Annotated in this window: 12 protein-coding genes; 4 read left to right on the top strand and 8 right to left on the bottom strand. The window is 70.8% G+C overall.

Annotated elements, in window-relative coordinates; translation table 11 throughout:
• Positions 1 to 496: 496 nt before the first annotated feature.
• Positions 497 to 6,397, bottom strand: coding sequence for a MobF family relaxase (gene mobF, locus NM203_RS31985; protein WP_255065037.1), 5,901 nt, complete (start codon positions 6,395 to 6,397; stop codon positions 497 to 499).
• Positions 6,398 to 6,762: 365 nt separating this feature from the next.
• On the opposite strand from mobF, the gene NM203_RS31980 reads away from it, so the two are divergent.
• The gene (locus NM203_RS31980) at positions 6,763 to 7,221 is read left to right on the top strand and encodes a hypothetical protein (RefSeq protein ID WP_255065034.1); all 459 of its coding nucleotides are present in this window, start codon (positions 6,763 to 6,765) and stop codon (positions 7,219 to 7,221) included.
• 125 nt (positions 7,222 to 7,346) lie between these two features.
• Here NM203_RS31980 and NM203_RS31975 read toward each other — a convergent pair whose 3' ends face one another.
• On the bottom strand, positions 7,347 to 7,868 hold the full coding sequence (locus NM203_RS31975) for a hypothetical protein (RefSeq protein ID WP_255065032.1): 522 nt from the start codon (positions 7,866 to 7,868) through the stop codon (positions 7,347 to 7,349).
• Positions 7,869 to 8,304: 436 nt separating this feature from the next.
• Positions 8,305 to 8,667: a hypothetical protein gene (locus NM203_RS31970; RefSeq protein ID WP_255065030.1), complete on the bottom strand. Its 363-nt coding sequence runs from the start codon at positions 8,665 to 8,667 to the stop codon at positions 8,305 to 8,307.
• Between the two features lie 448 nt (positions 8,668 to 9,115).
• On the opposite strand from NM203_RS31970, the gene NM203_RS31965 reads away from it, so the two are divergent.
• The gene (locus NM203_RS31965) at positions 9,116 to 10,135 is read left to right on the top strand and encodes a hypothetical protein (RefSeq protein ID WP_255065028.1); all 1,020 of its coding nucleotides are present in this window, start codon (positions 9,116 to 9,118) and stop codon (positions 10,133 to 10,135) included.
• 39 nt (positions 10,136 to 10,174) lie between these two features.
• On the opposite strand, the gene NM203_RS31960 is transcribed toward NM203_RS31965, so the two are convergent.
• The 3 genes from NM203_RS31960 to NM203_RS31950 all read right to left on the bottom strand — a co-directional run bounded on the left by NM203_RS31960 (position 10,175) and on the right by NM203_RS31950 (position 13,268).
• Positions 10,175 to 10,447 carry a hypothetical protein gene (locus tag NM203_RS31960; protein ID WP_255065027.1) on the bottom strand — a complete coding sequence of 91 codons (273 nt, stop codon included), beginning with the start codon at positions 10,445 to 10,447 and terminating at the stop codon, positions 10,175 to 10,177.
• 17 nt (positions 10,448 to 10,464) lie between these two features.
• Positions 10,465 to 10,689, bottom strand: a complete 225-nt coding sequence (locus NM203_RS31955) for a hypothetical protein (protein ID WP_255065025.1) — start codon at positions 10,687 to 10,689, stop codon at positions 10,465 to 10,467.
• An 866-nt stretch (positions 10,690 to 11,555) separates the two neighbouring features.
• On the bottom strand, positions 11,556 to 13,268 hold the full coding sequence (locus NM203_RS31950) for an RNA polymerase sigma factor (protein ID WP_255065023.1): 1,713 nt from the start codon (positions 13,266 to 13,268) through the stop codon (positions 11,556 to 11,558).
• Between the two features lie 291 nt (positions 13,269 to 13,559).
• Here NM203_RS31950 and NM203_RS31945 point away from each other — a divergent pair, with 291 nt between their 5' ends.
• A complete protein-coding gene (locus tag NM203_RS31945) occupies positions 13,560 to 14,135 on the top strand; it encodes a phosphoribosyltransferase (RefSeq protein WP_255065022.1) in 576 nt (191 codons plus the stop codon).
• An 18-nt stretch (positions 14,136 to 14,153) separates the two neighbouring features.
• Here NM203_RS31945 and NM203_RS31940 read toward each other — a convergent pair whose 3' ends face one another.
• Both NM203_RS31940 and NM203_RS31935 read right to left on the bottom strand, forming a co-directional pair.
• Complete coding sequence (locus NM203_RS31940; protein ID WP_255065021.1) at positions 14,154 to 16,109, bottom strand: serine/threonine-protein kinase; 1,956 nt, start codon at positions 16,107 to 16,109, stop codon at positions 14,154 to 14,156.
• 85 nt (positions 16,110 to 16,194) lie between these two features.
• Positions 16,195 to 17,460, bottom strand: coding sequence for a DUF7373 family lipoprotein (locus NM203_RS31935; protein WP_255065019.1), 1,266 nt, complete (start codon positions 17,458 to 17,460; stop codon positions 16,195 to 16,197).
• Positions 17,461 to 17,676: 216 nt separating this feature from the next.
• Between NM203_RS31935 and NM203_RS31930 the strand changes: the two genes are divergently transcribed.
• A complete protein-coding gene (locus NM203_RS31930; RefSeq protein ID WP_408633447.1) occupies positions 17,677 to 18,147 on the top strand; it encodes an alpha/beta fold hydrolase in 471 nt (156 codons plus the stop codon).
• Positions 18,148 to 18,246 lie beyond the last annotated feature (99 nt).

Here is an 18,246-nt window from a genome sequence, read left to right as displayed (position 1 = left end):
AGGACTGCTGCCGTCCGCGAGCGCAGCGCGTGGTGGGTCGACGCCACGACAAGTATCAGGAACAGCCCCGGTGGGTAGGGCGCGTCTAGATCAGAGGTCTGAGTGAAGGCGCCTCTGCCGAGTACTTAAAGAACTTCGTCCACGTGGAGCGCGCGGCGGTCGCGGGGTTGGGCTACACCAACGAACATCGCCTAGAGCTTGAACTCGACCGGGCGATGAAGCGGCGCGCGGGGCCACCACACCTCGACGAGGAGATCGTGTCCCGCCCTCGCAGATGCTTCTCGCGTCCCGCGCCGCATCCTGAGAACGACAACCGGAACGGATATCAAGCCGTGGTAGGGCAACTGGACTTCTCAGCGTCCCGAGGTCGAGACTCGGGGCGGCGATGATGAAAGACGGTGATCGCTGGCCGATGCCAGTTCTGTGTGCGGGTCAAATCGGTCGCGAGTTCCGTTTCGCCCGCGGTTGAGCTCGCACCGGAGCTTATGTAGGACGTCTAACGCTCTAGTCCGGGTGTAGGAACAGGCAGCCGGGTTTCGATGACCCGCCAGATGTCGGCGTCGAGTCGGCTGCTCGCGGCGTGTCGTAGCCGGAGAACGTCGCGTTCGTTCAGGGCAGTCGTGATGGACGACGGCAGAGGCGCGCGATCACATCGCGCTGCGTGATCGATGACGGGGTCGACATCGGGCCGGGCGGCGCTGCGTGCGGGTGTCGCTTCGTCAACGGTGAGCGTGACCGACCAGGGCAGGTCCTGCTGCAGGAGCTTGAAGATGCGTCTGGATGGTGCGGAAGGCCGTCCGCAGTCGTCGCCATCGAGGAGAATCAGTCGAGCGTGATGTTCCGCCACATGGTCCGCGAGGTCCACGAGGATGGCCGGATCCGCCTGCGCGGCGTATTCGACGACGATGGTTGTGCTGGAGTCGATTTGGCGCTCGCGTCGACAGACCTGACCGTGGACGTGGGCGAGTGAGAGCCCGGAGTTCCAATCGTCGCAGTCGATAGGCCGTGTCAGGTGCTTGTCGGTGGGGGAGCACCATAGGATGGTGCGATCTTGCGCCGACGCCGCGGCCTGGAGGACGGCTAGCGCTCGACGTGTGGTGTTGAGGTCGCCGGCGTGGACGGCGGTGACGGTGAAGCCGCTTCGCGCGAGGTTGGTGATGCCGCGGGCGGTGAGGTCTGGGAGGTGGCTGACGGCGTCGGGGTCGATGTGGATGGCGCGTTCGATGCGGTAGTCGCCGGCGGCGCGGAGCATGGCGAGTTCGGTGTGCAGCTGGTCAATGTGGTCGAGAACGTAGTCGGTTGTGCGGGCGTCGGCTTCGGCGAAGGCTTTTGCGGTGGCGGCTTCTGCGCGATCCAAGTCGGTGCGGAGGCGGTCTCGGTGAGCGCGGGCCGCGGCCACTGCGGCGGCGTCGTCGGCGATGGCCTGTTTGCGGGCGGCCTCCACCGTCCCGTCGGTGACGATCCGGTCGGCGCCACCTGCGGCCTCGGCGCGCTCGGCCATCACCCCGGTGAGCTCGCGGTGGAAACGTTCTGCAGGTGAAACATCGGGGATCGCGAAAGTGGCGAGCTTGACGGCGGCGCGGGCGGATTCGACGTCGAGTCGGTCGATGTCTGCGTCGGCTTCGGCTTCGGCTTCGGCTAGCGCGAGTTGGTCCCGGGTGTAGCGCGCGTAGTCGAGGGCGTGTTGGTAGTCGGTGTCGGCGTCGGCCCAGCGGGCGAGGACGTCCTGGACGGCGATCGCGTACGGGCGGTCGGCCGCCGCGCGTTCGCGGAGCTCCGCCATGAGTTCGGCGGCGGCGCGAACGGCGGGGCCGTCGTTGCGGCGGACGCGGTCCTGGAGGTGGCGGAGGTGTTCGGTGGCGCGGTGTTTGGCTTCGCGTAACGCCCTGACGTCCGCCACGACCTCGTTGAGGGGGCGGGGTGCCGGGCGTTCGGTGAGGAGGTCGTCGAAGGTGAGCGCGAAATCGTCTGTGTCGTAGTCGAAGAGGTCGGGCGGGAGGTCTTCTAGGTCGGTGGGTGGGATGAGGTGGCCGCCGTGACCGAGGCCGAGCATCTCGAGCAGGACGTCGTCGGGTGGGACTGTCGGCGCGTGGCTGGGGTCGGGCACCTGGTGAATGAGTGCCTCCTCCTCGTCGGTGTCTACGGGGATGTCGGCGTCGCTGTAGGCGGGGATGTCGATGTGGTCGTAGGGGTTCGGGGTGGCGAACAGGTCGATGGAGTAGGTGAGCAGTCGGGCGTACTCATCCCGGCGCAGCGTGTCGTCGTGGTCGCGGAGGTGTTCGTGCGCCAACTGCAGGAGCTCGATCGGTGTCCAGCGTTCGGGGTCGGCGGTGTCGATGGCGGCGACCAGGCCGCCGAACGCCGGGTCGGCGACGATGGTTCCGGCTGTCGCGGAGCCGAACACGCGGTGCAGGTCCGGTAGCCAGTCGGGGCGCAGGTACTCGGCGCGGGTCTCGAGGGCGGCGGGGTGCAGGCGTCCGGCCAGGCGCCACCACAGCGCGGCGCCGGGCATCTGGTCGGGCAGTGGCCCGTCGGCGGCGGCGTCGGCGACGAGCCGTCGGACGTCGACGTCGGTGCGAGCGACCTCGGTCAGGCGGTTTGCGAGTTGCGGCCAGTAGGGGTCGCGCCGGATGCGGGGGTCGAGGCGGTCGAGGTAATGGAAGCGACGATGGTCGGGTGCGGTGTGGCCGATCTCGCGGGCGGCCATGTCTTCGAGGAGGTTCTGGGCGCGGCGGTCGCGGGTGGCGTACTGCTCGGGCCCGGTGAGTCGGGTGTCCGGGTCGGGCACGTCATGGGCGGCGCGGAACACCGCGATCTCCGCCCGCACTCCCGCATTCGCGTCAAGGAGGGGGCGGGCCCAGCGGGGCGCGGTGGTGGCATCCCATCCGGCGGCGGTGTACCGGATCCGGTCGGCGAGGGTGGTCACGAGGTCGCGGCGCGCGTGCAGGTAGTCGGCCCAGTCGGTGCTGTCGATCAGAGCTTCGGGAAGGGGCGGCAGCCACCGAAGGGGACCGGCGTCGCGAGTGTCGGCACCGGGCTCCAGGCGGTAGTCCAGGACGGCTGCCGGGTCAGCCGCGTTGGTCAGGTCGCCCTGTGCGGCAGCGGCTTCGAGCCGCTTGATCGGGTCGTGGCCGGCGATGGCGAGCAGCGCAAGGTGCAGCCGCAGGGTGGACCAGCCGCCCGCGGCAGTCAGGTTCGGCTGGACCTGTTTGGCGGCGGCGTCGATCGCCGCCATCGCGGCAGCGCCGAGGTGGTGTTCGGCCAGGGCGCCGATGGCGTGGACGTACATCCGGCTGGCGTGCCCGATCCGCTGGAACGGGTCCTCGGTGCGGCGTTGTTCGGTGGTGGCCGAGACCGCGGCGCCGTCGCGGGCGAGGACGCGTTGCAGGACGTCGAGGGCGGTGTCGGGGTGGGTGGCTTTCGGGGTGAGGACGTTGTGGGCGTCGGTCTCCGCGGTCGCCAGGTACACGTGGCTTCCGTCGGTGGCACGTGTCATGGCGGTGTAGAGCTGTTGGCGGGTCAGGCGATCCGACCCGACGACGTGGCAGGTGCCGGTGGTGGTTTTGTTGCCGATGGTCATCCCCTGCGAAGCGTCGATCGTCGAGGCGTAGCCGAGGGTGACGTGGGCGCGGACGTACCAGGCCGGCAGGACGGCTTTCTGGCCGGTGTCGAGGCGTGCGACCGTGAGTGCGCCGTCGCGGGTGACGTTGTCGACGCGCCAGCGGTAGCCGTTGCGCACGAAGTCGGTACCGCCGAGGCGTAGGGTGCGCCTGTTGCGGCGGGTCGCCACGATATCGCCAACGGACGCACGCAGGCCGTCAGCCAGCTGAGCTTCGCGGACGTCCGCGGCCCGAACGGGGCTGCCGCTCTCCGTGATTCGGGTGAGTCGGTCGAGGCGAGCGCGTTCGTTGAGTTGGGTGACGATGTCGTTGGTGGGGGCGAGCATCGCACTGTCGAAACCGCGGTTCCGATCGTCGGACCACGCTTGGTAGACCTGATCGATGACGGTGTCGTCGGACCCGACGTGGATGCGGTGGTAATCGGCGTAGAACGCCAACCCGGCCGGATCCCCGTCTCGCAGCGCGAGACCGGCGTGCGCTTCGGCGCGCGACCGGAACCGAATCACCTCTGAGAGGGTGAGTGCGCCGTGGGTGGCGTCGATATCGCGCAGGACCCCACCCGCGGACATCGATGCCAATTGTTGGTCGTCACCGATGAGACGCACGCTCGCGCCGCGGGCGAGGGCGGTGGTGATGACGGCGTCGAGTTGGCGGGTGCCGGCTTTCCCGGCTTCGTCGAGGATGATCAGCGTGTTCTCGTCGATGGCGTCGAACCACTGTCGCGCCGGATCGTTGTGAGCATCGGGGTGTTGGTGGAGCCAGATGAACTTGTCGACGGTGTCGCACTCGGCGCCGATGTCCTCGCGCAGCAGTTGGGCCTGGTTCGCGCCGGGGGACAGGCCCAGGACGGTGCCGCCGGACTCCTCCCACGCCCGCGCCAGCGCGGCCATCGCGGTCGTCTTCCCCGACCCGGCGGGTGCGAGAGCGAGTTGCACCCGCGCACCGGAGCAGGCCATCTCCCGCACCACCGCACGCTGGCCTGGGTTGAGTTCACGACCACGGGTGGTCTTCAACCCGAGCAGCGCCAGATCGACGGTCTCGTCGTCGATGCGGCGGCCGTCGCGTTGTCCGGCGGCGCGCAGGATGCGCTTCTCGGCGGCCAGAACATCGACGCTGGTGAACAGGGCGGTGCCGTGGGTGGTGTAGACACTCGCGCCGTCACGACGCCGCAGCACGTCGGGTTCCCCAAGGTCGGAATCGACGATACGGGCGTGTGCGCGACTCAACGGCTCGGCCAGAGCGGCCGCCGTAATGGACTCCGCGAGATGCGAATCCGACGCCATGCCGGTATTACGGATACGGCGTTGGGCTTCGGCGTACACGTGGACGCGCTGCCAACTCGACCGCGATGCGGAGACGGTGTCGACGACCAGGCGAGCCTGTTGCGCGACCCACTCCGGTGTGACCACCACCGTCTGCAGGGGCAGTTGTGCGTGGATGCCGACGAGCACCGTCGACAGGGCGTGTTGGGAGCCGAGATGCTCGATCGCCTGGGTGCGCCACTGCTGACGCTGCTCGGCCAACGAACGCGGTTCGTGCTTCGCCACTCGCGTTTCAAGGGTGGCCTGCTGATGCAGGGCGATCGCCTCGATGGTGGTGGGTTCGCGACCGTGATCGAACTGAAAGCGTTTCGCCAGATCGGTGTAGCGGTCGCGGATGAGGGCGCGTCGGGTGGAGAACATCTCGCACAGATCGGTCGGTATACCGACGATCTCCCGCACCGGACGCTTCCCCCGCTCGGTCGCGGGACGTTCCTCGAACACCACCCCGGCGAGTTCGGTGGCGTACGCCTCCAGGCGGGTGTTGTAGAACTCCGACGCCGCGACAGTGGTCTTGAACAGCGGTCGTCCGTCCACTGCCAGCCACCTGGGGACGCCGTCGGCTCCGATCGCGCGGACCTTGTTGGAGACGGCGATGTGGGTGTGCAGATCGGGGTCACCGGCGCGACTGTCGCGGTGCACAAAGCGGGCAGCGATGAACCCTTCGGTGTCGAGTTGAGCCACTCCCTGGGCGCCGATGCGGGTGAAGGCGGCGTGGTCCTGCAGGAACTCGAGGGTGTCGGCGACGGCCCGGTCATGGCACTGCTCCAACGTCTTCGACAGCTCGAGTGGGGCGAGTGCCCAGAGCACGGAGAAGCTCTTCACGGGGCTGAACGTGAGGTCGTACCCGGCGGTGGAGGTGGTCTGGTCACGGGACTGGGTGGCGATGAACCCGGTCAGTTCCCGCTCATCCGACGGTAGACGGCCGTATTCGGCGGCGAACATGTCGCGCGCGATGTCGGTCCTCAATCGAGCGCGCAGCGCTTCGTCGATGGGCGCGTTCCACGGGCGGCTCGTACTGAGGTTGTGGTCGCGGAACGCAACCGCCAGGCGGCGCTGCAGTTCGGTGGAGGCGTCGTTGATGAGGAACGGCCGCCCTAGGTTCACCGCCGCGGTGGCCGCGGCTTTGCCAGCACCGCGCAGTATCAGATGTTCGGCGATCCGGCCGGCGTTCGGGTGCAGTCCGAGTCCGAAGAGGGCGCGCATCTGGTCTTCGGTGACCTGCGATCCGGGGTCGATGCGCCACAGCTCGGCCTCGGTGTCGGTGCTGAACTCGCGGCCGACGGGGTCGCCGAACGCGGACAGCCCTCGGCCGGTCCACTCGCCGGGTGTTTCGCCCTTGTCGGTGTAGTAGTCGGCCAGCGTTGTGCGGCCGCGCTTTTCGGCGTCGTGCGCGGCGGTCTGCCGGACCAGATACAGGTATCCGTCTCCGGCGGTGAGCTTGTGGGTGCTCATCATGACCGCGTCACACGCCGACGATAAGACGATCACCCCACGGCTCCGGCGATCGTAAACAGCACCCCTCCTGAACGGGAGTTATGCGGACGTGACCTGAGTGCAAGAGGTGTGTGGTGTGTGGGAGGGGCCGGTAGGCCCTGACGGCTGGTGACCAATCGGGTGCGGGACTTGGGCGAACGGGGGTGGGGGACGGGTGACGCTGGGACGAGCGGGATCCGGACGACGTGAGGACGGGGAACGGGAGTGGCTCGGGAGGGCAAGATCGAACGGGAACCGGGGTGGTGCGGCGCGCCGGGCCGCCGGCGCGGGAGGCCCGGCATTCACGATCGCCGGACGCGTGGGGTGATCGGTTTAGCATCGCCGCCATGGAGAGGACGACGAGCCGTAAGCAGGCGCGGGCCCGACTGTTGGAGCGCCAGCGCGACGCCGCCGCGGCGCGGGAAGCGCGGGAGCGGGCCAACATCGGCGATCTGACCGAGTTCACCGTGCAGGCCGCGAGGGTCGCGGAGGTCGACGCGTGGCTGGCGGCCAAGACGACGGCGCTGAACGCGGAGGCGGAGCGGCGCCGCGACTCGCACCGGCTCGCGGCGGGTCGGGCCTTGCAGCGGATGCGGTTGCGGGGCGAGACGGTGCCGGCCATCGCCGACGCCGCCGGGGTGTCCATCGGTCGCGTGCGCGAGTTCCTCAAGACGGCCGCGCAGTCCACCTCGGCCGAGCAGGCCGCCGGCGCCGCGGCGGAACAGGGGGTGCCACCGCCGCCCAGTGGGGCGGAGCCGGTCACCGACGGGCGTTCGGCCGCCGTGACCCCCGGTCGACGCCCGTGACGGCGTGACCGGGTGATGCGATCACGTGGTGATCGTGTGATCGCGGGCGGCGCGCTGGATCGCGGCCGGCGGCCGGGCGACGCGCGGGCGGCCGGGCCCGCGTGGGACCCGGCCGCCCGCCCGGTTCACCACTCCACGTGGATGGTGGGGTCGGCGCTGTGCTCGGCGGCGTCGAGGAAGACGGCGGCGGCGGTGCGGTGCACCTGGGTGAGCAGGGCGATGGTGGACTTCAGGCCGATCTGGTCGCGGATCTGCCAGGTGACCGGTCCGGTGTAGAGGTCCAGCCAGTGGACGGCGGCGGTGCCGGCCTTGTTCGGCGCGGTCTGGGCCAGGACGGCGTACTGGGGGCGCCGGGTCCATTCCAGGGCGAGTGCGATGCGTGCGGACCCGGATTCGGCACGGGGCGAGGGGATCTCGCGGGGCAGGTTGGCCATGTGGCCGCGGGCGGCGTCGAAGGCCTCGAGCAGTCCCTGGGCGGCGTCGCAGGAGTAGATCGTCATGTGGATCCCGGTGAAGGTCATCGAGATGCGGGCGTCGGTGGTGCGGGCGTGGTGCACGGAGATGTCGGCGCGCTGCAGGCCGCGGATGGCGGCGGTGGTGTGGGTGATGAGGGCGGCGGGAACGAAGTCCGTGAATTCGGTACGCATGATGTTTTCCGTTCGGGTAGGTGATGTGCACCGGAGTTGGCGCGGGGGTCGGGGGACCGGCGGGGTGGCGCCGTCAACCCCGCAGAGCCCGGCACCGGCTGGAGGCGGATTTCCGGCCCCGCGAGCGCAGCGAGCTCCGATAGGGCCGGAAATGCCGTCGGAGCCGCACGGGCGCAGCGCAGGCGCGCGGAGCCTGCGGAGCGCGCCGCAGCGGAGAACGGGCGAGCCGTGCCGGGCGTGGGTTGACGGTGACGGGCCCCCGTCGGTCACACTGGGCGACCCGCTAACGGCTAGTAGGTGAGTGGCTCCCATGGACGCCGCAGGCGGCCGGGCCCGCGCCCCCAGGGCGCGGGCAGAGGTGACGGCACGGGATCGACTGGCGGCAGGAGGGATCCGGCCCGCCCGCGGCGTTCGGGGCGGACCGGATCCGGTTCGGTCAGAACAGCCGGCCGGCGCGCATCGGGTCGCGGTGGCACGGGCAGCCGCAGCGCCACGTGAATCCGGGCAGCGACAACTTGAGGGTGACGCCGCCCTCCTGCGGTCCGCCGAGGCGGTGCGGGCAGGCGTCGTGTCGGCCGCGGTCGCAGGACCCGGTGGCCGCGTCGACGGGCATGTCGATCACGACCGGGACTCCGCGGCGTTCGTCGGGGAAGGTGATCCAGCGTCGGCCGTCCTGAACGCGGACCTTCGCGCCGCGCTTGAGTTGTCGCACCGGCGTTACGGCGGATCCGCACCAGCGCTCCCAGTCCTCGTCGTACCGGGCAGTCGCCGGATCGTGGTCGTCGTCGGGGTGGTTCATCGGGTGCTCCGTCGTCTCGTCATCGGGATGCGCCGGTCGGCGCGGGCCCGGTCGGACCGGCGGGGTGGCGCCGTCAACCCCCCGCGGTGACACCGGGACTGGACGCCGGTGCGGGTTGACGGAGACGGGGACCCGTCGGTCACACTGGGCGACCCGCCGAGGGAAGTGGTTGAGTGGCTCCGCGGAGGCCACCCGACCGCCCTCGGTGCAAGACCGTTCGGGGGTCGGCCCGGCGATTTTTCAGTGCACCGACCGCCGAACGGCGCGCTATAGACTTTCGAGCACGCGGGCGGACACGTCCGAGACGAACCGAGGGACGAGGACCGCCGTGGCCGCCGTAGACGACGCCGTCGGGCGGCGTCGCGCCGTCGGGCGAATCGGCAAGCGCGGCACGGGGATCGCGCTGACGTCGCGGAATAGTCGCCGCGGGAATCCGGAGTAGACCGCCGTGTCGCAGTTCGTCGTTCGCGCCGTCGGCGGCCCGCCGGATCTCGTCGCCCGCGCCCCGTTCACCGCGACGACGATCACCTCCCTGCCCGACGTGCTCGGTCACGGCGAGTACTGGTGCGCTTCACTGGAGGAGCCGATCAAGTACCGGCTGCCCGCCGATTTCGACCGTCGTCGCTGCCAGCCCGAGTTCCTCGGCTTCGACAAGCAGGGGCCGTTCCTGTGGACCGGGGTGATCGTGGTGTGGGTGAGTGACCCCAACCGCCGGTTGCACCCAGGCATGCGCGATCTCGAGGTGCAGATCGCCTACGTGGTGGATCAGACGCTCGGGCGGGACCGCTTCCTCGACCCGGCGAAGATCGACGTGGTGGCGATCGGCCGCATCGACGACGTCGACACGGCGCCGCCGCCCGCGCCGGTTCCGCCGCCGCCCGCGCCGGTCCGGGTGCCGCCTGCGCCCGTCGCGGTGGACGACGCACCGCCTCCGGCGGCTGCGGTGGAGTCTCCGCCTCCGCGGGTCGAGACCCTGTCGGACGGCGAGGTCGAGGCCCCGGCGCTGGGGGTGGCGGAGTTCCGTCGCCGACTGGCGCTGCTGATCGCGAAACTGGCGTCGTTGACCGGTATCCACCCCGGCACCGACACGCCGGTGGAGGCGCCGATCGGCGATCTGATCGCCGGCGGTGTCACCGGATTCGATCTGTACGGCCCCGACGGGCCGCGGTACCGCCGCGACTCCGAGGTGGGGTGGCAGACGATCGCGACGGGCACGCTGGAGGAGTTGCTGTACCGCATCGTCGACGACGTCGCCAAGATGCTGGCCTGGCGGTGGTCGGCCGCCACGCCGGTCGCGGCCGACGGGATGCCCGATCACCTGCGCACTCGGGTCGCCACGGCGTACTGGCGTCTGCTCGTCGAAGCCCTCGACCCGGTCTGGGGTGCCCGCACCACCGAGACGATCGACCGGAACGGCGGCATCGGCGCAGCGGCGGAGTCCGCCGTCACCGAGGGTGCGTCGTCCTAAGTCGGCGACGACGCCGAATCGTGAGCCGCGAAGGGCGTCTCAGTCGTCGCTGGCGACGATCAGGGCCAGTTCACGCGCGCCGCGGTCGACGCACACGTACTCGTGGAATCCGTCACAGCCTACGACGTACCCCCAGTCGTGTTCGGCGTTGGCGCGCAGGTCGGGGAGCTCGAAGATCACGGTGGCACGCTGAAACCGTCGGTGAACTTCGCGTTCCGTCACCCGCTCGTGGGCGTCGTCCCACCGCGTGTAACGAACGGCCCAGGTGCGGATCAGCGTCTCTGCGTCGCCGGGATCGGCCGCGGTGAACACGTCGGGGGTGATCGCGCTCAGCTGGTAGGGGCCGTGGATGTCACCATGTCCCGATCGCCAGTGCCGGCGTAGCTGTCGCGGTAGCGAACGTGAGCGATCATCGCCGTCAGTGCCGAGCGGTCGTCGAGGTCGTCGGACAGGGCGAACAGCTTGACGCTCACCCACTGCCGGGTTGCCGACGGGTTGATGAACACCTCGCCCGAGAAGGTCAGCCGGTCGCCGAATGCGTTTACGGTTCCCATCGTCGACCTCGTCTCGTCGTAGCTGGTGCGTTCGGCCGGCGGTCGAGCCCGTGATCGGAATACCGTAGAAGGTCGTGCCGCCGATTCAAGCCGCGGGTGACGGCGGCGCCGGTGCGGTCGTGGCGTGTCCCCGTGACCGCCGCGGGGCACGGGTCGAGGCGCTGGGAAGGTCGGCGAAGTCGGAGACGTTGCGGGAGTGGTTCGCCCGGATCTCCGCGCCACCGGATGAAATCGGGGGCTCGGCCGGGTTCGTGACTCGGGCCCCGTCCCAGCCCTCGTTGAGGTCGAGCAGCTGGCAGTACAGCGCCGCCCCCGCAGAAGTGTTCCAGGGCCCCGTAGACGATCAGCGAGTCGCGAAAATCGCGCATCAGCCCCCCGCGCCGCGCCCACCGATCCATTCAACCTTGCGGCGGAGGGTGTTCAGCGCACCTGTTTCGCCGAGCCTTAGTTTCAACCGATCCGCTCACGTGCTGCGGCCTGAGTGCGGTCATCTGTTCCGGCCCCGGTAGGTGAAGGTTTCCACACTGGCTTCGGCCCCCACCCGATCGTGGTTGGTGGTTGCTGCTGGGCGAGTCTGCCGTTGACGAATGGGCACTCAACCCGTGCTACCGCAGCGGTTCGGTTTTGGCACTGATCGGAATCGGACTGTTCGCGCGACTCACGAAGATGGACGCCGCCAATGGTGGAGGATGCCCGAACCGCTCCGCGCCAGCGGGCTGTCCGCAGTGCGGCTGCATCGCGGCGGATCGGTGCAGTCCATAGCCAGCTCGCTGCACTGCTCGGGCTCACGCCGGTGAGGGGTGTTCGTCGGATGGCGGCGAAGTCGGCGCCCGCACACCGCGGTTTGCCCGGCTGACGGCTCCCACTCACTCCGGCACCGGCAGCAGGTGGCCGTCGCCGCGTCGGTGGAGCAGTTCACGCACCTGCTCGGGTGTGCAGTCCAGGGCGAGAGCCAGGTCGGCGACCGGCCTATCGCCCGTTCGGCCGAGAAGGACACGCAGACGGGCACTGTCGCTCGTATCGGCGGCCAACGGCACCGCGTGGACGCCACCGGTCACGACGTCGAACACCAGGACCAGGGTGTCGCCGAGAGCGACGCCGAGGTCGGTGGCCAGTGCGCGCAGCGAACCGAAGCGGCCGCCGTTGAGGGCGGACTCCCGCCAGGACAGGGTGACGTCGTGGGTCGGGCCGTCGAACTGCCGGCGCCCGCCGGGATGGACACCCAGCGCGGTGGCCAGGGCGGGGCTGACGACCGTTCCGGAGCCGCGTAGCAGGTCTCGGGTGACGGGCAGCGCGACGCGGATCTCGTTGGCCCCGTTGCGGAAGACGCCGCGCACGGTGTTGAGCGGGGCGACAGCGGGCCAGCCGTCGGCGGCCGTGCGTCGGCGCACCGCGCCGTTTTCGATGACGAATCCGGGCGCACTGAGGTATCCGCGGACGGACGTCCGCTTGACGTCGGGGAGGGCCGCGGCGATGTCGGCGACGATCGCGTCGGTGGGCACCGGAGCGCGGTGCGCGTCGATGCAGGTGGCGATCTCGTCGAACAGGCCGGTGTACTCGACGCCGCCCCACACCCGCAGCGCCCATCTGGTCCTGGTGACGCGGATGAACCGGTCGTCGCGGCGCAGGGCGTCGCGGATGGTCTGCTCGTCGATCTCCTCGCCGATGCCGGCGGTGATCTCCTCCACGGCGACCGGCTCACCGACCAGACGCAGTGCGGCGGTGATCTTCTCGACCGCGGTCGGGCCCTGACCCACCCAGTGTTCGCCGTAGGACTGCAGTCCCGGATGCGTTCGGATGAGGTCCTCGGCGGTGCGGGCGGGGACGCCGATGGCGGCGAGCCCGTCCACCAGGACGCCGGTCGTCGGGGCGCCGAAACGGGTGAGTCGATCGAGGATCGCACGGGCGTCGGCGAGACCGCCTGCACCGGTTGGGATTTCGAGCCAGTCGTCTGCCTCCGCGTACGGACCGGCCACGTGCAGCAGCAGCTGCCCGGCATCCGAGTCGATGCGCAGGCCGAGGTCGCCGAACATCCGGCCGACGGTGTGCGCGCGTGTGACCGGCCCGAGTCGCCAGCGCAGATACGCCGCGGCGTGGACGATCTCGGCGTGCTCGGGTTGCTCGAGGAGCTCGGTGAGGCGGCGGCGGGCGCGGGGCTGGTTGTGGACGACGTTGTTGCGGGATACGCCGAGGCGGGCCGCGGTCTCGGCGATGGTCGACGGGCGCAGCGCCCACCCGCGAGCCGACAAGAGCTCGCGGTCGTAGTCGTCCAGCCGGTTCAGCAGACGCCGCACTGCCTCGTTCGCGGGCGTGCCGTCGTCAGGGCCGGGTGATGCCGATCCGGCGTCGCCTGCGGCCTCGCGGGCGGCGGCCAGCAGCGCGTCGACGGTGATCCTCCCGGCTTTCGGGTGTCCGGTCAGCGTGCCGACGGTCTGGTCGGCGAGGTCGCCCCAGAGTCGGAACTCCTCGCCGAAGACGGTGCGGGCCCGGCGAGGCAGCCGGCCGTAGGGGATGGGCCGGTCGGCGATGAGGTCGAAGCCGTCGACGACGTCGCGGACCGGCGGATCGGCGGCGGTCATCATCGTGATTCTGGCAGGGCACCCGACAGCTGAAGGTTACGGCGGCTGTCGGCTATGCACGAGAGACCGTCGATCCACGAGAACCGCAGTCGGCATCACCGGGGACCGGTTCGGCGGTGGGTGGGTCCTCCTACCGTCGCGCCGCATGACGGACGAACTCGGAACCCGTTTCGACCTGTGGTGCGGTGCCCGCCGGTGACCTGCCGGGTCTGCGGGGAGCCGACACCGCGGGGTGTGCCCCTCTGTCGGCACTGTCGGGGTCACGCCGGGACCGCGGGGACCGCGGACCTCGTGGTCCCGCTGGTGTACGCGGTGGCCGGGGAGGAGTCCGGTCGGCTGGTGCGCGACTACAAGGACCACCCGTTGCGGGCCGTGCGCGAGCGGGCGGCGGGGCTGCTGGGCGCGGTCGTCGCCGCGAACCTGGCGCGGCACTCGGCGTGTATCGAGGCCGCGGTCGGGTCGCCGGTGGCGGTCCGAACGACGCTGCCGTCGTTGACGTTCCGCGCCGGGGTCCATCCGTTCTCGCGTCTGCTTCGGGACGTCGGCGTGCCGGTGAACGAGGTGCTGCGCACCGGCGCGGCGGCGACGTGCCATCGGGTGGTGAGCCCGGACAAGTTCGCCGTGGTGGATCCCGCGGTGGTGGCCGGGCGGCACGTCCTGGTGTTCGACGACGTGTGGACGACGGGGTCGAACGCCCAGTCGGCGGCCCTGGCAGTCCGGCGGGCCGGCGCGGCGGCGGTCAGCGTGCTGGTGGCGGCGCGCCGCCTCAATCCGAGGTATCCGCCGACCGGGCGGTTCCTGCGCGACCGCGACCGCGCCGGGTTCGATCCGGAGGTGTGCCCGGTGATCGGTGGGCGGTGCGCGTGAGCGCGGATCCGTTGCGACTCAGTGGATCTGGCGGGCGATCGCGTCGACGAGGGCGGTGTCGAGGCAGCCGGTGGCGGCGTAGCCGCCGGTGGTCAGCGCGGCGACGATGTTCGGGTCGTCGACGATGACGGTGGTGCCCTTGAAACCCTTCCCGGTGAACTCGGCGGGCAGGCCGTTGTATCCGCTGCCGGCGGCGCTGTCGGTGCGCACCACGAGGCGGACGTCGACGTCGGCGCTGTTGAGGGCGGCGGGGTCGGGGACCGGGCGGGTGTCGCCGGTGTCGTCGGCGGTGCGTTTGAGCGCGTCGGCGTAGCGGAACCCGATGGCCTCCAGGTAGTCGGCGGTGTTGGAGCCGCTCAGGGCGGCGGTGATGCCGGTGTCGGTGACGTCGACCGCCTGGACGGTCTTGCCGTCGAACGCCGGATGGTCCGCGCGCAGCGCCTCCGTGCGGGCGGCGGCGTCCTCGACGAGGCCGCGGGCGCGCTCGGTGTCGCCGAGGACGCGCCCGATCCAGTCGAGCCGGTCCTGCCACGACCACTGCCCGGTGTCGGGCGGTCGGGTGATGGTGGGCGCGACCGCGGACAGGGCGGTGTAGGTGGCGTCGTCGATGTCTCCGGTCGCGATGACGACGTCGGGGTGCGCGGCGGTCACGGCGGTGACGTCGATCGCGCCGGTCACGGTGGGGTTGCCCTGAACGAGGCCGCGTTCCCAGTCGGGCAGTCTTCCGCCGGGGGCGGTGAGGACGACCGGTTGCACGCCGAGGGACAGCACGGCGTCGGCGTCGCCGGGGCCGAGCGCGGCGACGGCGGTGGGCTTCGCGTCGAGCCGGGTGCTGCCGTGGGTGTGCACGAAGGTCTGCGCCTGATACTGCGGTGCGTTCGGGCCGTCGTCGCGGGTCAGGGCGATGACGGTGCCGGTGACGGCGAGGGCGATGACCGCGGCCAGGGTGATCAGGATCGCCAGCCGGCGACGCTTCGGCCGGTGCGCGGGTGGCGGGCCCGCGGGACCGGTGGTGAAGGGCCGCGGCGGCGGGGTCGACGGAGGAGGCGGGGTGGGCGGTGTCGTGGCGGACCACGGCCGGGTCGCCGGTGGCGGCGTGCGGGGCGGACCGGGAGGGGGTGCGCCCGGACGTGCGTGCAGCGCGTCGGCGGCGGCGCGGGCGAGGTCACGGGCGGTGGGGTAGCGGGCGGCGGGGTCCTTGGCCAGCGCGGTGTCGAACACGTCGTTGAGCGCGCGGGGCAGCGCGGGCATCCGGTCGGTGATCAGGGGGATCGGCGCGGTGAGATGCGCGGCGGCCATCCCGGCCATGTTCCCGGCCCAGCCGTAGGGGGTGGTGCCGGTGAGCATCTTGTACAGCGAGCAGCCCAGCGAGTACACGTCGGCGCGGCCGTCGACAGCGCCCCCGGAGAAGATCTCGGGGGCGGCGTAGGCCACGGTGGCCACGAAGGTCCCGGTGACGGTGAGTCCGGCGGCCTCGTCGAGGGCGCGGGCGATGCCGAAGTCGGCGAGCAGGACCCGCTCGGGTTCGCCCGGTCCGCCGGGGGCGAGCAGGAAGTTGGCCGGTTTGACGTCGCGGTGCAGCAGCAGCCGCTGGTGGGCGTAGTCCAGGGCGCGCGCCACCTCGGCGGTCACGGCGACGGCGCGCGGCGGCGTCATCCGCCCGGCCTTGACCTCGGCGTCGGCGTCGCTGCCGGCGACGTACTGCATGGCGATCCAGAGCTGCCCGTCGTCGGTCCGCCCGCGGGTGTACACCGTGACGACGTTGGGGTGGTCTAGGCCGGCGGCGAGGTCGGCCTCGCGGGTGAACCGGGCGCGGAACTCGGCGTCGCCGGAGAACTCCATCGGCAGGATCTTCAGCGCGTCGTACCGCGGCAGGGACGGGTTGCGGGCCAGGTAGACGGTGCCCATGCCGCCGGAGCCGAGCATCCGTTCGATGCGGTAGCCGGAGACCACCGCGCCGGGGTCGAGCGGCACGCTCAGCCCGCCGGTCGGGGTGCGGGTGCGGGCATCGGAGTCCTATCGGTGCGGTCGTCGGTCCCGGCGAGGCTACCGCGACGGCTCACTTGCCGACGAGGATGCGGTACTGGGCGGCCGTCTGCTGGTGCACGTCGGCTTCGGTGTTGGAGAAGGCGGTGTAGGTGTAGCGGTCGGCGGTCGCCACGCACTTGTAGCGCCACGCCACCCGCCGCCAGCTGATCGACACGTCGGGGGGTTGGGCACCCTTGGTGCGCACGAAGCACTTCGCCGCGGGCAGGCCGGGCACCGCGGCGGCCGGTTCCACGTCGGTGGTGGCCGCCATCTCGGCGGCCATCGCCTCGGCCAGCCGCCGGGCGCCGTCGACGTTGTGGGTGCGGAACACGGTGGTGAGCCGCTGACTGACGACCTCGAGTCCGGCCTCGTCGAAGTGGGCCCTGGCGGTGATGGGGTCGGCTTCGAAGTGCAGCCAGCCGGCCGGCTCCCACTCCCCGATGATGAAGGGGGCGGAGTTGTCGGGGGCGCCGAGGGTGCGGGAGAACAGGTCCCCGGTGAAGTCCATCGGCAGGTCGGCGCGTTTCGCGGGTTCGGTGGGCGCGAATCCGGCGATCGTCTTGCTCTGCGCGGTGATCAGGCCGCCGGCCAGGACCTCCGCGGAGACGTTGGAGTCGGCGCCGGCGTAGCTGGACCCGAAGAGCACCAGCGGCCCACTGGTCGCCACCGTCTGCACGAACGCGGATCGATCGGAGTTGTCGTAGCGCATGGCGCGGACGTCGGGGAGGTACATCAACGCGACGGGTCTGCCGGGGGGCCCACCCTGTGGGGGCAGGTTGACCGCGGCCATCTCGTCGGCCGCCGCGGTGGCCGCGGCGGCGTCGGGGAACTCCAGGACGACGTTGTTGATGGCGCGCCCGGTGCCGCTGCGCGTCAGCCGGTAGCTGCTGAAACCCGAGAAGAAGCCGTGCTTCGCGGCGGCGTCGACCAGCGGATCCGAGATGATCTGCGATCTGCGCAGCTGGTCGAGAGCGGAGATCGGCCCGGTCCAGTTGAACTCCACGGGGCCCCGCTCGATGAGCTCGTCGAAGACCTGCCACGGTCCGGTGGCGTAGGGCCCGAGCCGGTGCGCCTCCATGAGGGCCTGCGACACGACGTCGTCACCGGCGGTGCCGATCGGCGGGCTCGGGGTGGTCGCGTACGGGCCGGTGTTCATCCGGGCGATGACGGCGCCGTCGGGTTGGACCTCGTCGGCGGCGATCACCGGCCGGCCCTCGGTCGTGGTGGAGCACGCGGCGAGCACCACCACGGTGAACGCGGCCATCGTCGTGCGCAGCAACCGCGCTGAGTCCGCCATCCGCACCCCCGTCTCACTCGTCCGGTGCCATTCCAACACGGCGGGAGCGGGTGCGTGGACGGGAGTCTGTCCAGCGCGCGCCGACGGGGGTGGCCGCCGCACGGGGCGCGGTGGCGGGTGGGCCTCGGCTTCAACGTATCGATGGCAGCTGATGGCGTCCCCGGCGATCTGCGCTGATCGCCGACGAGCGTCGGTTCAGGCGCGATCATGTACACCATGGATCGATTCGCTCGCGGTGACTTGAGCTTCGACGTTCGGGACAGCGGAGCCTCGGATGCGCCTGTTGTCGTTCTGCTGCACGGCCATCCGCAGACGAACCGGGCGTGGGACGAGGTCATCCCTCGTCTCACCAGCACGGGTTATCGGTGCCTGGCGCCGAACCAGCGGGGGGTCTCGCCACGCGCACGACCGATTCGTCGCCGTGATTACCGAACCGCCGAGCTGGTCGAAGACGTCGGCGCGCTCGTCGACGCGAGCGGCGCCGATCGAATCCACCTGGTCGGACACGACTTCGGTGGCCTGGTCGCGTGGAGTTTTGCCGCGAAGCATCCCGAGCGGGTCTGGACCTTGTCGTCGCTTTCCAGTCCTCACCCGGCCGCGCTGCAGGACGCGATGGTGACGAGCAGGCAGGGTCTCGCGTCGTGGTACGCCTACGTGTATCAACTGTCAGCTCCGGTTGAATTGTGAGCAGCCTGTTCCGGGGTGGTTTCTAGGGACGGTCGCAACACTTCTCTAGATTCTGGAGGTTGTGTTGACATCGTCGCGTCGGGTGAAGAAGGGGCCAGG

Source organism: Mycolicibacterium arenosum (assembly GCF_024320865.1).
In the GTDB taxonomy this organism is placed as follows: domain Bacteria; phylum Actinomycetota; class Actinomycetes; order Mycobacteriales; family Mycobacteriaceae; genus Mycobacterium; species Mycobacterium arenosum.
Note: the sequence above shows the minus strand (reverse complement) of the source record. Positions and strands in the feature narration are given on the sequence as shown.

Coding starts and splice junctions, on each gene's coding strand:
- NM203_RS31975 (WP_255065032.1), bottom strand. CDS start 7,868: ATGCGTACCGAATTCACGGACTTCGTTCCCGCCGCCCTCATCACCCAC.
- mobF (WP_255065037.1), bottom strand. CDS start 6,397: ATGATGAGCACCCACAAGCTCACCGCCGGAGACGGATACCTGTATCTG.
- NM203_RS31930 (WP_408633447.1), top strand. CDS start 17,677: ATGGATCGATTCGCTCGCGGTGACTTGAGCTTCGACGTTCGGGACAGC.
- NM203_RS31950 (WP_255065023.1), bottom strand. CDS start 13,268: ATGACCGCCGCCGATCCGCCGGTCCGCGACGTCGTCGACGGCTTCGAC.
- NM203_RS31980 (WP_255065034.1), top strand. CDS start 6,763: ATGGAGAGGACGACGAGCCGTAAGCAGGCGCGGGCCCGACTGTTGGAG.
- NM203_RS31970 (WP_255065030.1), bottom strand. CDS start 8,667: ATGAACCACCCCGACGACGACCACGATCCGGCGACTGCCCGGTACGAC.
- NM203_RS31935 (WP_255065019.1), bottom strand. CDS start 17,460: ATGGCGGACTCAGCGCGGTTGCTGCGCACGACGATGGCCGCGTTCACC.
- NM203_RS31955 (WP_255065025.1), bottom strand. CDS start 10,689: ATGGGAACCGTAAACGCATTCGGCGACCGGCTGACCTTCTCGGGCGAG.